Annotated in this window: 17 protein-coding genes; 14 read left to right on the top strand and 3 right to left on the bottom strand. The window is 67.3% G+C overall.

Annotated features, from left to right (window positions below):
• The first annotated feature begins 29 nt into the window (after window positions 1-29).
• The 5 genes from eno to truD are packed head-to-tail and all read left to right on the top strand — an operon-like array spanning window position 30 to window position 3,944.
• Window positions 30-1,316, top strand: coding sequence for a phosphopyruvate hydratase (gene eno, locus POS15_RS10000; RefSeq protein ID WP_019183336.1), 1,287 nt, complete (start codon window positions 30-32; stop codon window positions 1,314-1,316).
• Window positions 1,317-1,320: 4 nt separating this feature from the next.
• Window positions 1,321-1,671: a cell division protein FtsB gene (gene ftsB, locus POS15_RS09995; RefSeq protein ID WP_019183335.1), complete on the top strand. Its 351-nt coding sequence runs from the start codon at window positions 1,321-1,323 to the stop codon at window positions 1,669-1,671.
• Entirely contained in the window at window positions 1,668-2,366 is a 699-nt protein-coding gene (gene ispD / locus POS15_RS09990) for a 2-C-methyl-D-erythritol 4-phosphate cytidylyltransferase (RefSeq protein ID WP_026069800.1), read from the top strand. The genes ftsB and ispD overlap by 4 nt, the downstream gene beginning before the upstream one ends.
• A 37-nt stretch (window positions 2,367-2,403) precedes the next feature.
• The gene (gene ispF, locus POS15_RS09985; protein ID WP_019183333.1) at window positions 2,404-2,901 is read left to right on the top strand and encodes a 2-C-methyl-D-erythritol 2,4-cyclodiphosphate synthase; all 498 of its coding nucleotides are present in this window, start codon (window positions 2,404-2,406) and stop codon (window positions 2,899-2,901) included.
• On the top strand, window positions 2,898-3,944 hold the full coding sequence (gene truD, locus POS15_RS09980) for a tRNA pseudouridine(13) synthase TruD (protein WP_284129602.1): 1,047 nt from the start codon (window positions 2,898-2,900) through the stop codon (window positions 3,942-3,944). The genes ispF and truD overlap by 4 nt, the downstream gene beginning before the upstream one ends.
• 188 nt (window positions 3,945-4,132) lie before the next feature.
• Here truD and POS15_RS09975 read toward each other — a convergent pair whose 3' ends face one another.
• Window positions 4,133-4,672 (bottom strand): Smr/MutS family protein, encoded by a 540-nt coding sequence (locus POS15_RS09975; protein ID WP_070427087.1) that lies wholly within the window; start codon window positions 4,670-4,672, stop codon window positions 4,133-4,135.
• A gap of 186 nt (window positions 4,673-4,858) precedes the next feature.
• Between POS15_RS09975 and surE the strand changes: the two genes are divergently transcribed.
• The 4 genes from surE to POS15_RS09955 are packed head-to-tail and all read left to right on the top strand — an operon-like array spanning window position 4,859 to window position 7,722.
• Window positions 4,859-5,638: a 5'/3'-nucleotidase SurE gene (surE, locus tag POS15_RS09970; RefSeq protein ID WP_019183330.1), complete on the top strand. Its 780-nt coding sequence runs from the start codon at window positions 4,859-4,861 to the stop codon at window positions 5,636-5,638.
• Complete coding sequence (locus POS15_RS09965) at window positions 5,635-6,312, top strand: protein-L-isoaspartate(D-aspartate) O-methyltransferase (protein ID WP_070427088.1); 678 nt, start codon at window positions 5,635-5,637, stop codon at window positions 6,310-6,312. The genes surE and POS15_RS09965 overlap by 4 nt, the downstream gene beginning before the upstream one ends.
• Window positions 6,313-6,331: 19 nt before the next feature.
• Window positions 6,332-6,946, top strand: a complete 615-nt coding sequence (locus tag POS15_RS09960; RefSeq protein ID WP_019183328.1) for a YqaA family protein — start codon at window positions 6,332-6,334, stop codon at window positions 6,944-6,946.
• Complete coding sequence (locus POS15_RS09955) at window positions 6,943-7,722, top strand: peptidoglycan DD-metalloendopeptidase family protein (protein WP_019183327.1); 780 nt, start codon at window positions 6,943-6,945, stop codon at window positions 7,720-7,722. The genes POS15_RS09960 and POS15_RS09955 overlap by 4 nt, the downstream gene beginning before the upstream one ends.
• A 146-nt stretch (window positions 7,723-7,868) precedes the next feature.
• On the opposite strand, the gene POS15_RS09950 is transcribed toward POS15_RS09955, so the two are convergent.
• Window positions 7,869-8,243, bottom strand: a complete 375-nt coding sequence (locus tag POS15_RS09950; RefSeq protein WP_019183326.1) for an MTH938/NDUFAF3 family protein — start codon at window positions 8,241-8,243, stop codon at window positions 7,869-7,871.
• Between the two features lie 13 nt (window positions 8,244-8,256).
• Window positions 8,257-8,562: a ribosome assembly RNA-binding protein YhbY gene (gene yhbY / locus POS15_RS09945; RefSeq protein ID WP_019183325.1), complete on the bottom strand. Its 306-nt coding sequence runs from the start codon at window positions 8,560-8,562 to the stop codon at window positions 8,257-8,259.
• A gap of 65 nt (window positions 8,563-8,627) precedes the next feature.
• On the opposite strand from yhbY, the gene rlmE reads away from it, so the two are divergent.
• From rlmE to miaA, 5 genes are all read left to right on the top strand, one after another.
• Complete coding sequence (gene rlmE, locus POS15_RS09940; RefSeq protein WP_019183324.1) at window positions 8,628-9,260, top strand: 23S rRNA (uridine(2552)-2'-O)-methyltransferase RlmE; 633 nt, start codon at window positions 8,628-8,630, stop codon at window positions 9,258-9,260.
• Between the two features lie 53 nt (window positions 9,261-9,313).
• Window positions 9,314-11,254: an ATP-dependent zinc metalloprotease FtsH gene (gene ftsH, locus POS15_RS09935; RefSeq protein WP_019183323.1), complete on the top strand. Its 1,941-nt coding sequence runs from the start codon at window positions 9,314-9,316 to the stop codon at window positions 11,252-11,254.
• A gap of 100 nt (window positions 11,255-11,354) precedes the next feature.
• Window positions 11,355-11,540, top strand: a complete 186-nt coding sequence (locus POS15_RS09930; protein ID WP_019183322.1) for a hypothetical protein — start codon at window positions 11,355-11,357, stop codon at window positions 11,538-11,540.
• Window positions 11,541-11,622: 82 nt separating this feature from the next.
• On the top strand, window positions 11,623-12,522 hold the full coding sequence (gene folP, locus POS15_RS09925; RefSeq protein WP_284129601.1) for a dihydropteroate synthase: 900 nt from the start codon (window positions 11,623-11,625) through the stop codon (window positions 12,520-12,522).
• Complete coding sequence (gene miaA, locus POS15_RS09920) at window positions 12,522-13,475, top strand: tRNA (adenosine(37)-N6)-dimethylallyltransferase MiaA (protein WP_284129600.1); 954 nt, start codon at window positions 12,522-12,524, stop codon at window positions 13,473-13,475. Before folP ends, miaA begins: the two co-directional genes overlap by 1 nt.
• Window positions 13,476-13,479: the final 4 nt, after the last annotated feature.

Raw genomic sequence — 13,479 nt, 5'->3', positions numbered from 1 at the left:
TCCCCTCTCTGACTGGTAACCGGCCCGCTATGACCACGATCCGCAGCATCCACGCCCGTGAAATCCTCGACAGCCGTGGCAACCCCACGCTGGAAGCCGAAGTCATCCTCGAGGACGGCTCGTTCGGTCGTGCCGCGGTGCCGTCGGGCGCCTCGACCGGCACCAAGGAAGCCGTGGAACTGCGTGACGGCGACAAGACCCGTTACCTGGGCAAGGGCGTGCGCAACGCCGTGTCCAACGTCAACACCACGATCGCCACGGCACTGAAGGGCTTCGACGCCGCCGACCAGGAAGGCCTGGACCGCCGCCTGATCGATCTGGACGGCACCGAGAACAAGGGCCGCCTGGGCGCGAACGCGCTGCTGGGGGTTTCGCTGGCCAACGCGCATGCTGTGGCCGCCTCGAAGAAGCAGGCGCTGTGGCAGCACCTGGCCAATGGCCGCGACGTGACCCTGCCGGTCCCGATGATGAACATCATCAACGGCGGCGCACATGCCGACAACAACGTCGACTTCCAGGAGTTCATGGTGCTGCCGGTCGGCTTCACCTCGTTCTCCGAGTCGCTGCGTGCCGGCACCGAGATCTTCCATTCGCTCAAGTCGGTGCTCAAGGGCCATGGCCTGAGCACGGCGGTGGGCGATGAAGGCGGCTTCGCGCCGGACTTCCGCAGCAACGTCGAAGCGCTGGACACCATCCTGGAAGCCATCGGCAAGGCCGGCTACACCGCCGGTGAAGACGTGCTGCTGGGCCTGGACGTGGCTTCCAGCGAGTTCTACGAGAACGGCAAGTACAACCTGGTCGGCGAGAACAAGCGCCTGACCTCCGAGCAGTTCGTCGATTTCCTGGCCGACTGGGCCGCGCAGTACCCGATCATCACCATCGAAGACGGCCTGGCCGAGAACGACTGGGCCGGCTGGAAGCTGCTGACCGATCGCATCGGCAACAAGGTGCAGCTGGTCGGTGACGATCTGTTCGTCACCAACCCGAAGATCTTCAAGGAAGGCATCGAGTCCGGCACCGCCAACGCGATCCTGATCAAGGTCAACCAGATCGGCACCCTGACCGAGACCCTGGAAGCGATCGCCATGGCGCACGCGGCCAACTACGCCTCGATCGTCTCGCACCGTTCGGGCGAAACCGAAGACACCACCATCGCCGACATCGCCGTGGCCACCACCGCCACCCAGATCAAGACCGGCTCGCTGTGCCGCAGCGATCGCGTGGCCAAGTACAACCAGCTGCTGCGGATCGAGGAAGCCCTCGGTGCCGGCGCGCGTTACGCTGGTCGTGACGCGTTCGTGTCGCTGAAGCGCTGATCGCATGCGCAACTGGCGCTGGCTGCTGCTGGTGCTCGCGCTGCTGCTCGCGTGGCTGCAGTACCGCTTCTGGTTTGGACCGGGCAACTCGGGCGAGGTGATGATGCTCGAAGCCCAGGTCGAGAACCAGAAGCGGGACAACGCCGGCCTGCAGCAGCGCAATGACGCGCTGGCTGCCGAGGTCAAGGACCTCAAGGAAGGCGAGGCGGCCATCGAAGAACGCGCGCGCAGCGAGCTGGGCATGATCAAGCCCGGCGAGAAGTTCTACCGCGTGGTCGAAGACGCGCCGGTGCCGCCGCCGCGTGCACCGACGGCCGTTCCCGATCCGGACGCGCCGCACCAGGACGTGCCCTGATGGCCGGCATCTGGGCGGTGGTGCCCGCCGCTGGACGTGGCACCCGCTTCGGCGGGCCCACGCCCAAGCAGTATCTGCTGGCCGGCGACCGCGTGTTGCTGGCCCATACCCTCCAGGCGCTGCTCTCGCACCCGGTCGTGGCCGGGGTGATGGTGGTGGTCGCCGAGGATGACGCCGACTGGCCGGGCTGGCAGTCGCTGGCGGACAAACCCATCCTGACCTGCATCGGCGGGGCGACCCGTGCCGGCTCGGTACTGGCCGGCCTGCATGCCTTGCCCGATGACGTGCGGGCCGATGATTTCGTGCTGGTCCACGATGCCGCCCGCCCCAACCTGGCCGCTGCCGATCTGGGCCGCCTGCTGGAAGTGGGGCGTGCCGACCCGGTCGGCGCGATCCTGGCCGCCCCCGTGCGCGACACCCTCAAGCGTGCCGGCGACGACGGCGGCATCGATGCCACCGAGCCGCGTGAGCGCCTGTGGCGCGCGCTGACCCCGCAGCTGTTCCGCCGCCACCAGCTGGCGCGCGCGCTGCAGGAGGCGGCCGATGCCGGCGTGGAGGTCACCGACGAGGCCATGGCCATGGAGCGCCAGGGGCTGCGCCCGCTGCTGGTGGAAGGCAGCGAAGACAACTTCAAGGTCACCACCCCGGCTGATCTGTCCCGTTTTGAATTCGTGTTGTCGCGTCGCGAACCCTGACGTCCGCACGCGCCACACCCAACCGCAGGTTCTTGCAATGACCACGCCACAGTTCCCTCCCTTCCGCATCGGACAGGGCTACGACGTCCATGCCTTCGGCGAGGGCGACCACATCATGCTCGGTGGCATCCGGGTCGAACACAGCTGTGGCGTGCTTGCGCACAGCGATGGCGATGTGATCCTGCACGCCCTGTGTGATGCGATGCTCGGCGCGCTGGCGCTGGGTGACATCGGCGTGCATTTCCCGCCGACGGACATGCGCTGGAAGGGCGCGGACAGCGCGCACCTGCTTGCGCATTGCAACGGCCTGCTGCGCGAGCGCGGCTGGCAGGTCGGCAACACCGACATCACCGTCATCTGCGAGCGGCCGAAGGTTGGCCCGCACGCCCTGGCCATGCGTGAGCGCATCGCCACCGTGCTGGGCATCGCGCTGGACTGCGTGAGCGTCAAGGCGACCACGTCGGAAAAGCTGGGCTTCACCGGCCGCAGCGAGGGTATCGCCGCCCAGGCCAGCGTACTGCTGGTGGCGCTGTGATCCCGTTGCCGCTGGCGTTCGGCGCGCCGTTGCTCACCGCGAAGATCCGCACCACGCCCGAGGATTTCCAGGTCGACGAACTGCCGGCGTTCGAGCCGAGCGGCGAGGGCGAGCACCTGCTGCTGACGATCCGCAAGCGGGGCGCGAACACCGTGCACGTCGCCAAGGTGCTGGCCAAATGGGCCGGGCTGCCGGACATGGCGGTCAGCTACGCCGGCATGAAAGACCGCCATGCGGTCACCACGCAGCGCTTCAGCGTGCACCTGCCCAAGCGCGTGGCGCCGGATCCGGCGCTGCTGGCTTCCGATGAGATCGAGGTGGTCGAGTCGACCTGGCACAACCGCAAGCTGCAGCGCGGTGCGTTGGCCGGCAACCGCTTCAAGCTGGTCCTGCGCGATGTGCAGGGGGATGCTGCGGCCATCGAAGAGCGACTTTCCCATATCGCCTCGCGCGGCCTGCCGAACTGGTTCGGTGAGCAGCGTTTCGGTCGCGATGGCGGCAATGTGCCGGCGGCGCTGGCGATGTTCGGTGGCCGCCGCATGCGTCCGGACCAGCGCTCGCTGCTGCTCTCGGCCGCCCGTTCGGCGCTGTTCAACCAGGTGTTGGCGGCGCGCGTGGAGCAGGGCAACTGGGACGCGCCGCTGGACGGCGAGGTCTGGATGCTCGATGGCAGCCGCAGCGTGTTCGGCCCGGAGCCGTGGACGGATCTGCTGGCCGATCGTCTCGGCCGCTTCGACATTCATCCCAGCGGCCCATTGTGGGGAGAGGGGGAACTGCGCAGCACCGGTGCCGCTGCCGAGCTGGAGCTGGGCGCGGTTGCCGATGCGCAATCGCTTGCACTGCGCGCCGGCCTGGAAAGCGCCCGCCTGAAGCAGGAGCGCCGCGCGCTGCGCCTGCGCCCGGCGATGCTGCAGCACCAGTGGCTGGCTCCCGAGGTGCTGGAACTGAGCTTCGCGCTGCCGCCCGGCTGCTACGCCACCGCGGTGCTGCATGAGCTGGGGCCGGTAGAAGACGCAAGCCAGTCCGACACCCAGGCCGGGTAGAGCCGACCGTTGGTCGGCTGCCGTCCGTCCAGGCACCACAAATTGCGTAGAGCCGACCGTTGGTCGGCTGCCGTCCGTCCCGGCACCGCAAATTGCGTAGAGCCGACCGTTGGTCGGCTGCCTAGCTCAGCCGACCAACGGTCGGCTCTACCCCGTGCGCGTGCGGCGGGGGAATTCCAGGGCCGGCGTTACCGGTTGCTCAGCAGCACCAGCACTGCGCCGGTGCCGCCCTGGCCGGCGGGCGCGGAATGAAATGCGAGCACGTCGTTGCGCAGGCGCAGCAGACGATCGACCAGATTCTTCAGCACCGGTGCGCCGCCATCGGATTGCAGTCCCTTGCCGTGGATGATGCGCACGCAGCCGTACTCATGGGCATGCGCTTCCACCAGGAACTGGCGCACCAGTGTCTCGGCCTGGGCCACCGTCGCGCCATGCAGGTCCAGTTCGTCCTGCACGGAGTACTGCCCGCGCTTGAGCCGCTGGAACATCCGCGGCGGCAGATTCTCGCGCCGGTAGCTGGCGGTATCGCCGGCCTCCAGTGGGCTGCTGTCGCGCAGCAGCCGGGCGAATTCCCCGCGGGCCTCCTGTTCATCCTGTTCGGCCATGCGCGCACGCGGCTTGGGCCGCGGCGTGGCCGGCGGCGGGGTGACCACCTTGCGCAGCGGCTTGACCTCGCCGATGGCGGCCCGGAACAGGGCCGCGGGATCTTCGTCTTCAGAATGTGACATGCGTACAGCCTAATGGGCGGGAGGGGCGATGCCTACCGTTATCGGGGTAGGACGATCTGTCCGCTTGCGGCACAATAGCTGACGCACTTGCGCGGTCGTCGGGCTCCGGAAGGGGCAGGGCCACCGCCGCGAACAGTGGGAAGTGATGGAATCGAAGTCTTGAAAAATCAAGCGGTTAAATCGCAGATGCGGATTCTGGTCAGCAACGACGACGGTGTCGATGCGCCGGGCATCAAGATGCTCGCCACGGTATTGCGTGACGCAGGTCATGAAGTGACCGTGGTCGCCCCCGATCGCGATCGCTCAGGCGCCAGCAATTCGCTGACCCTGGACCTGCCGATCCGCATGAAGCGCATCGACCACTACACCTGCTCGGTGGCCGGCACGCCGACCGACTGCGTGCATCTGGCCCTCACCGGCATGCTCGAGTACGAGCCGGATATCGTCGTCTCGGGCATCAACAACGCGGCCAACCTCGGCGACGACGTGATCTACTCCGGCACCGTCTCGGCGGCGATGGAAGGGCGCTTCCTGGGTCTGCCCGCCGTGGCGATGTCGCTGGTCACGCACAACCACGAGCCACGCAACTTCGAAACGGCCGCCCGCGCTGCGGTGGAGATCGTCACCCGGCTCAAGGCCGATCCACTGCCCGCCGACACCATCCTCAACGTCAACGTGCCGGATCTGCCGTGGAGCGAAGTACGCGGCTTCGAAGTGACCCGCCTGGGCAACCGTCATCGCGCCGAAGGCTGCATTGCCCAGCGCGACCCGCGCGGCAACCAGGTGTACTGGATCGGCCCGGCCGGGCGCGAACAGGACTCCGGCCCCGGCACGGATTTCCACGCGGTGCGCAACGGCTATATCTCGATCACCCCGATCCAGGTCGACCTCACCCGCTACCAGGCGCTGGAGAAGGTGGCCAGCTGGGTCGGCGGGCTGACCGCCGCGCTGGATCGGCCGGCATGAGCCCACGCCTGCGCCTGCAGCCCGAAGCGGTCGGCATCGGCATGACCTCCCAGCGCGTCCGCGACCGCTTGGTCGACCGCCTGCGCGATGCCGGCATCGCCGACGAAGCCACCCTCAATGCCATCCGCGTGGTGCCGCGCCATCTGTTCATCGATGAAGCACTGGCCTCGCGTGCCTACGAAGACACCGCACTGCCGATCGGCCACGGCCAGACCATTTCGCAACCCTGGGTGGTTGCGCGCATGACCGAAGCGGTGCTGCAGTCGGCGCCGACGAAGGTGCTGGAAGTCGGCACCGGCTCGGGTTACCAGGCCGCCGTGCTGGGGGCGATCGGGCTGGAGGTCTACACGGTCGAGCGCATCGGCGATCTGCTGCGCCAGGCGCGCAAGCGCTTCCGCGCGCTGGGCATGAACATCCGCAGCAAGCATGACGACGGGCGCGTCGGCTGGGCCGAGCACGGCCCTTACGATGCAATCGTGGTGACGGCGGCGGCACCGGCGCTGGTCGATGCGCTGGTCGAGCAGCTGGCCGTGGGTGGGCGCCTGGTGGCGCCGGTCGGCGGCCCGGGCGCGCAGTCGCTGATCCAGTTGACCCGTCGCGATGACGGCAGTGTCGAACAGCAGGTACTGGCACCGGTCACGTTCGTACCGCTGCTGTCTGGCATGCTGGACTGATTCCAAGGAGCGTTGCGTCATGAAGATTTTTGGTCCGCTGTACGAGCGGGCAATGAAGTGGGCCGCGCACGAGCGCGCCCCGACCTATCTGACGGTGTTGAGCTTCATCGAAGCGATCATCTTCCCGGTGATGCCCGAGGTGATGCTGGCGCCGATGTGCGTGGCCCAGCCCAAGCGCGGCTGGTGGTTCGCCACGCTCAGCCTGGCCGGCTCGATGGCCGGTGCGCTGGTAGGCTATGCGCTGGGCCACTTCGCCTTTGAAGCGCTCAAGCCGGTGTTCGCCGCGCTGGGCATGCTGGGCAGCATCGAGGGCGGTATCGCCATCGTGCAGGCCAAGATGGCCGAGTCGCCGTGGGCAGTGTTCACCTTCCTGGTGCTGGGCGGCTTCATGCCGATCCCGATGAAGGTCTTCACATGGGCATCGGGTATCGTCGGCGTGCCGTTGCCGCAGTATTTCCTGAGCATGTTGATCGGCCGTGGCAAGCGCGTGTACGTGCTGGCGGCGGTCATTCGTATTGGCGGGCCGCGCGCGGAAGCTGCGCTGCGCCGTTGGATTGAACCGCTGGGCTGGATCGCGACCGCGCTGGTGGTCGTGCTGGTCGCCTGGCTTGTATGGAGGTCGAAGTTCGCATGAGTGCTGATCGTTTGAGCAAGGGAGTGCGCAGCGGCGCGCTGCTGTTGGTGGTGTCGGTGCTGAGCGCCTGCGGCACTGCCACCGTGGTGCGGCCCTCGGGCTCGGGCGGCGGCGTGGCCCACAGCACGCCGCAGACCTCGGTGGCCAAGCCCGGCCAGACTGCGGTCGTCCGTCGTGGCGACACGCTGTATGCCTTGGCCCGCATCCACAACATCACCCCGCGCGATCTGGCTGCCTGGAACGGGCTGGCCGAGCCGTACACGATCTATCCCGGCCAGTCGCTGCGCCTGTACCCGGGCGGCAGTGGCAGCCCTGGCCGCGCCCCGACCACCGTGGTCACCGCGCCGCGTCCGGGCAGCACCGCGCCGGCGGCCACCCCGGCCCCGACCACCGCCATCAAGAGCAACATCAGCTGGCGCTGGCCGGCCGATGGCGCGATCGTTGGCCGCTTCGTCGCCGGCGAGGCGACCAAGCAGGGCGTGGACATCGCCGGCACCAGCGGCCAGCCGGTCCGTGCGACCGCCGCCGGCGTGGTGGTGTATTCCGGTGCGGGCCTGGTCGGTTTCGGTGAGCTGATCATCATCAAGCACAGCGACCAGTGGCTATCGGCGTATGGCCACAACCGCAAGCGCCTGGTCAGCGAAGGGCAGAGCGTGAAGGCCGGCGAGCAGATCGCCGAAATGGGGCGCACCGGCGCTGCGCGCGACATGCTGCACTTCGAGATCCGCTACAACGGCAAGCCGGTCGATCCGCTGCTGTATCTGCCGCCGCGGTAATCAATGCAGCCGACCAACGGTCGGCTCTACCCCGCACAGCCCGTAACCGGGTGGTAGAGCGACGCCATGCGTCGCTGTCGAGCCCGGGACGCAGGCACAAAAAAGGCCGCCCCCGGGGCGGCCTTTTCTGAACGGAAATCCCGGTCTCACCCCTTCAGGATGAACGCCGCCGCCACCTTGCGACCCTCGCTGGCGAGGATGTTGAAGGTCCGTGCGGCCGCCGGGTTGTTCATCACTTCCAGGCCGATCCCCCGGGTCAGGCATGCGGCCATGACCGCAGCGGGCGGGAAGACCTGGGTATCGCCGGTGCCCAGCACCACCAGTGCGGGGTTCAGCGCCAGCACCGGCGCCAGGTCTTCCGGGGTGAGACGGGCGATATCGGCCACCGGCCAGGCTTCGATCAGCGTGTCCGGGGCCAGGATGAAACTGGCGGCCAAGGTCCGGTCATTCACCTTCGCGCTGCGGCCATCGGCGGCACGCAGGGCGTAGGCGTAATCGGGGATTTCGTGGCTCAGCTGCATGGGCGTTCCGGGATCAGCCGCGCGGCAGGACGATCTGGCGCTGTTCCTTGCTTGGGCGGTACAGCACGGCCACGTGGCCGATGCGCTGCACCAGCGCGCTTTCACTGGCACTGACCAGCTCGGCGATGAGGGCGTCGCGGGCCTCGCGGTCTTCCGCGGCGACCTTGACCTTGATCAGCTCGTGGCGTTCCAGCACCTCTTCCAGTTCAGCCAGGAAGGCCGGTGTCACCCCCTTGCCGCCGATCTGGAGCAGGGCTTTCAGATCATGCGCGTGACCGCGGAGGAAACGGGTTTGGGAAGACGTCAGGGCGATAGCCATTCAGGAACAAGCGGTTAACTGGGGCGATCAGGGTATCATGACCTCCCCATCGGACCCGCATCTCAATGGCAACCCGCAGCAAAAGCAGTCAACGTTGGTTGAAAGAGCACTTCGCCGACCCCTTCGTGAAGAAGGCCCAGGCCGAGGGCATGCGCTCGCGCGCGGCCTACAAACTGGAGGAGCTGCTGGAGCGGGATCGGCTGCTGAAGCCGCACATGGTCGTGGTCGACCTGGGTGCCGCCCCGGGCGGCTGGTCCCAGCAGGTCCGCCGTCAGATCGGCGACACCGGCCGGGTCCTGGCGCTGGACATCCTGGAGATGCCGCCGCTGGCAGGCGTGGAGTTCCTTCACGGTGACTTCAGGGAACAGGCCGTCCTATCGGAGTTCGAAGCCATGCTGGGGGATCAGCCGGTAGACCTTGTGCTCTCGGATATGGCCCCCAATAAGAGTGGAATGGACGCGGTGGACCAACCGCGGATGATGCACCTGGCGGAGTTGGCGTTGGAGTTTGCCGACAACCATCTCAAGCCCGGTGGCGCGTTCCTGATCAAGCTGTTCCAGGGCGTGGGCTTTGACGACTATGTGCGCGAAATGCGCCGCCGGTACGACAAAGTGGTGATCCGCAAGCCTGAAGCGTCCCGTAAGCGCTCGCCCGAGGTGTACGCCTTGGGGCAGGGAAAACGCGCGCAGATCAAGTAAGCTCAACCATACGAATCGCGTCAGGAATTAGAGGAACACCGGAGCCAATGAGGATGAACGACTTGACCAAGAACCTCCTGCTATGGGTGGTCGTCGCCGTCGTGCTGATGGTGGTCTTCCAGAGCTTCTCGCCGAAGAGCAGCGGAGCCGGCGCGCAGGGTGCGACGTATTCGCAGTTCCTCGACCAGGTGGACAGCGGCAACATCCAGAAAGTAGTGCTGGGCGAAATGCGCGGCGGTGCCAATGATGTGACCTACACCACCCGCAGCGGCCAGACCAGCACCATCACCGCGCCCTACGATCGCGACCTGATCAACGTGCTGCGCGGCAAGAAGGTGGAATTCGAGCAGGCGCCGCCGTCCAGCGGCATCTCGCTGGGCGCGATCCTGATGAACTTCCTCCCGGTGATCCTGATCATCGGCTTCTGGATCTTCATCATGCGCCAGATGCAGGGCGGTGGCGGCGGGGCCAAGGGCGCGATGTCCTTCGGCAAGTCGCGCGCCAAGCTGCAGGGCGAAGACCAGATCAAGGTCACCTTCGCCGATGTCGCCGGCTGCGACGAGGCCAAGGAAGAGGTTGGCGAACTGGTCGACTTCCTGCGTGACCCGACCAAGTTCACCAAGCTGGGCGGCAAGATTCCGCGCGGCGTGCTGATGGTCGGCCCGCCGGGTACTGGCAAGACCCTGCTGGCCCGCGCCATTGCGGGTGAGGCCAAGGTCCCGTTCTTCTCGATCTCCGGTTCGGACTTCGTGGAAATGTTCGTCGGCGTCGGCGCCAGCCGCGTGCGCGACATGTTCGAGCAGGCCAAGAAGCAGGCCCCGTGCATCATCTTCATCGATGAAATCGACGCTGTCGGTCGCCATCGCGGCGCCGGCCTGGGCGGCGGTCACGACGAACGCGAGCAGACGCTGAACCAGCTGCTGGTCGAAATGGACGGTTTCGAGGGAGGCGAGGGCGTGATCGTCATCGCCGCCACCAACCGTCCGGACGTGCTGGATCCGGCGCTGCTGCGCCCGGGCCGTTTCGATCGCCAGGTCGTGGTCGGCCTGCCGGACGTCAAGGGCCGCGAGCAGATCCTCAAGGTGCACATGCGCAAGCTGCCGCTGGCCGACGATGTCGAGCCGATGGTGATCGCGCGCGGTACCCCGGGCTTCTCCGGTGCGGACCTGGCCAACCTGGCCAACGAAGCGGCGTTGTTTGCCGCGCGTGGCGGTGAGAAGGAAGTCCGCATGGACCACTTCGACCGTGCCCGCGACAAGATCCTGATGGGTGCCGAGCGCCGTTCGATGGCGATGAGCGAAGAAGAAAAGACGCTCACGGCGTATCACGAAGCTGGCCATGCCATCGTCGGCCGCCTGGTGCCCGAGCACGATCCGGTCTACAAGGTCACCATCATTCCGCGCGGCCGCGCGCTGGGTGTGACGATGTACCTGCCGGAAGGCGACAAGTACTCGATGAACCGCGTGGCGATCGAATCGCAGCTGTGCTCGCTGTACGGTGGCCGTGTGGCCGAAGAGTTGATCTTCGGCACCGACAAGGTCACCACCGGTGCCTCCAACGATATCGAGCGCGCCACCAAGATGGCCCGCAACATGGTCACCAAGTGGGGCCTGTCCGACGAGCTCGGCCCGATCGCCTATGGTGAAGAGGACGATGAAGTGTTCCTTGGCCGTTCGGTGACGCAGCACAAGAGCGTGTCCGACGATACCGCGCGCCGCATCGACGAAGTCGTCCGCAGCATCCTGGACAAGGCCTACGCCCGTACCACCGAGCTGCTGACCGCCAACCTCGACAAGCTGCACACGATGTCCCAGCTGCTGCTGCAGTACGAGACCATCGATGCGCCGCAGATCAACGCCGTGATGGAAGGGCGCGATCCGCCGCCGCCGGCGGGCTGGGGCAAGTCGGCCAGCAACAAGGATGGCGGCAACAACGACAAGGGCGGCGATGCCCGTCCGGTCGCCCCGATCGCCGGCCCTGCCGAACAGATCTGAGTGTTGCCCACGTAAGTGACGAAGGCCGGGGAAACCCGGCCTTCGTCGTTTCCGGCGGGTCATAATGTGGCTCTGTTTTCGTTCCCGTTCTGGAGTCGCCATGTCCGCACCCCCACCGCAGCCGATCTCGCACACCACCGAAATGGTGATCGCCACGATCATTGGCGTGGCCATCGGCCTGACCCGCGACAACTTCCTGCTCGGCGCCGGCATCGGCATCGCCGTCGGCGTGCTGATGAGCATCGCCAAGACGGTCTACGTGGAGCGCAAGCGCCGCCAGCGCTGAGGGCAGGCTTCGTCAGCGCGACCGGCAGGCGCTCGCGTGGTCCGGCGTAAACTACGCGCTGGCGTACTTCGTGGATCTGCCCATGTTCGACATTTCTCCCCAGCTCGATTGCGGCGGCCGCCTGCTGCGGCTGGATCGCCCGCGGGTCATGGGCATCGTCAATGTCACCCCGGATTCGTTCTCCGACGGCGGTGAGCACGACAGCGTCGAGGCCGCGGTCGCACACGGCCTGCAGCTGGTGGCCGAAGGTGCCGACCTGCTCGACATCGGCGGCGAGTCGACCCGGCCCGGCAGTGCGCCGGTGCCGCTGGACGAAGAACTGCGCCGGGTCATCCCGGTGATCGAGCGCCTGGCGCGCGAAACTTCCGTGCCGATCAGCATCGACACCTTCAAGCCCGAGGTGATGCGTGCCGCCGTCGCCGCCGGTGCCGGCCTGATCAATGACATTCATGCGCTGCGCCAGCCCGGTGCGCTGGAGGCTGCCGCCGAGCTCGGCGTGCCGGTGGTGTTGATGCACATGCAGGGCGAGCCGGGCAGCATGCAGGACACCCCGCACTACGACGATGTCGTCGCCGAGGTGCATCGTTTCCTGACCGAGCGCATGTTCCAGGCCGAGATGGCCGGCGTTGCCAAGAAGCACCTGGTCATCGATCTGGGCTTCGGCTTCGGCAAGACCACCGAACACAACATGATCCTGCTGGCGCGCTCGGACCGTTTTGTTGAGCTCGGTGTCCCGATGCTGGCGGGTCTGTCGCGCAAGCGCAGCATCGGTGAGCTGACCGGTCGTGAACAGCCGCGTGACCGCGTGGCCGGTTCGGTCGCCGCGCACCTGATCGCTGCCCAGCGCGGCGCAATGCTGCTGCGCGTGCACGATGTCGCGGCCACGGTCGACGCCCTGAAGGTGTGGGCGGCGGTGGATGCCGTGCCGATGCCGCGGGCGTCGGCCGCACCGGCGATGCCGCGCTGGCCGGACGAGGACTGATGGCCGTCGACCAACGCCCGCTTGCGATCGCGGTGATGGGGCCGACCGCGTCGGGCAAGACCGCCACCGCGATCGCGCTGGCCCAGCAGTTGGACGGTGAGATCGTCAGCGTCGATTCGGCCCTGGTCTACCGCGGCCTGGATATCGGTTCGGCCAAACCCGACGCCACCGAGCGCGCCCAGGCCCCGCATCATCTGCTCGATGTGCGCGACCCGTGGCAGACCTATTCGGCGGCAGAGTTCGCCGGCGACGCTGCCCGGGCCGTGCGCGACATCATTGCGCGCGGCCGCATGCCGATTCTGGCCGGTGGCACCGGGCTGTACTTTCGTGCCCTGCTGCAGGGCCTGTCGCCGATGCCTGAAGCCGATCCGGCGGTGCGCGCGCAGATCGCCGCCGAGGCGGCCGGGCAGGGCTGGGCGGCGATGCACGCCCAACTGGCCGATATCGATCCGGCAGCGGCAAGGCGCATTCATGCGACCGATCCACAGCGCATCCAGCGGGCGCTGGAAGTCCATCGCCTGACCGGCACCCCGATCAGCGAATGGCAGAAGCTGCCTGGTGTGGACCGGCTGCCGGTGCGGGCGCTCAAGCTGGTATTGGCCCCCCGCGAGCGCAAGGTGCTGCATCAGCGCATCGAAACCCGGTTCGACGCGATGCTGGATCACGGTTTCCTGGACGAAGTCCGCGCGCTGCGCGCCCTGCCGGCCATGGCCGGGGTGGCCGCGCCGCTGGATCTGCCGGCCGTACGCGCGGTCGGCTACCGGCAGGCATGGGAATACCTGGACGGGCAGGGGACGGCCGCCGAGTTCCGTGAGCGGGGTATCCAGGCTACCCGGCAGCTGGCCAAGCGGCAGCTGACCTGGTTGCGCGGGGAGCTTGATGCGCGCTGGTTCGATCCCCATTTAGAGAAGGCTTCCCTGGCGGATGCGGTGTCGACCTTCGTCGCACGCTGAGTCC

It is taken from the genome of Stenotrophomonas sp. BIO128-Bstrain (assembly GCF_030128875.1).
GTDB classification, from domain to species: Bacteria; Pseudomonadota; Gammaproteobacteria; order Xanthomonadales; family Xanthomonadaceae; genus Stenotrophomonas; species Stenotrophomonas bentonitica_A.
The sequence above is the reverse complement of the archived record's forward strand: the minus strand, read 5'-3'. Positions and strand labels throughout refer to the sequence as shown.

Excerpts from the sequence above, each read along its gene's own strand:
- folP (WP_284129601.1), top strand. The coding sequence starts at position 11,623 with ATGTTCGACATTTCTCCCCAGCTCGATTGCGGCGGCCGCCTGCTGCGG.
- eno (WP_019183336.1), top strand. The coding sequence starts at position 30 with ATGACCACGATCCGCAGCATCCACGCCCGTGAAATCCTCGACAGCCGT.
- ispF (WP_019183333.1), top strand. The coding sequence starts at position 2,404 with ATGACCACGCCACAGTTCCCTCCCTTCCGCATCGGACAGGGCTACGAC.
- POS15_RS09965 (WP_070427088.1), top strand. The coding sequence starts at position 5,635 with ATGAGCCCACGCCTGCGCCTGCAGCCCGAAGCGGTCGGCATCGGCATG.
- rlmE (WP_019183324.1), top strand. The coding sequence starts at position 8,628 with ATGGCAACCCGCAGCAAAAGCAGTCAACGTTGGTTGAAAGAGCACTTC.
- miaA (WP_284129600.1), top strand. The coding sequence starts at position 12,522 with ATGGCCGTCGACCAACGCCCGCTTGCGATCGCGGTGATGGGGCCGACC.
- POS15_RS09930 (WP_019183322.1), top strand. The coding sequence starts at position 11,355 with ATGTCCGCACCCCCACCGCAGCCGATCTCGCACACCACCGAAATGGTG.
- POS15_RS09975 (WP_070427087.1), bottom strand. The coding sequence starts at position 4,672 with ATGTCACATTCTGAAGACGAAGATCCCGCGGCCCTGTTCCGGGCCGCC.
- ftsB (WP_019183335.1), top strand. The coding sequence starts at position 1,321 with ATGCGCAACTGGCGCTGGCTGCTGCTGGTGCTCGCGCTGCTGCTCGCG.
- POS15_RS09955 (WP_019183327.1), top strand. The coding sequence starts at position 6,943 with ATGAGTGCTGATCGTTTGAGCAAGGGAGTGCGCAGCGGCGCGCTGCTG.
- POS15_RS09950 (WP_019183326.1), bottom strand. The coding sequence starts at position 8,243 with ATGCAGCTGAGCCACGAAATCCCCGATTACGCCTACGCCCTGCGTGCC.
- yhbY (WP_019183325.1), bottom strand. The coding sequence starts at position 8,562 with ATGGCTATCGCCCTGACGTCTTCCCAAACCCGTTTCCTCCGCGGTCAC.
- surE (WP_019183330.1), top strand. The coding sequence starts at position 4,859 with ATGCGGATTCTGGTCAGCAACGACGACGGTGTCGATGCGCCGGGCATC.
- ftsH (WP_019183323.1), top strand. The coding sequence starts at position 9,314 with ATGAACGACTTGACCAAGAACCTCCTGCTATGGGTGGTCGTCGCCGTC.
- POS15_RS09960 (WP_019183328.1), top strand. The coding sequence starts at position 6,332 with ATGAAGATTTTTGGTCCGCTGTACGAGCGGGCAATGAAGTGGGCCGCG.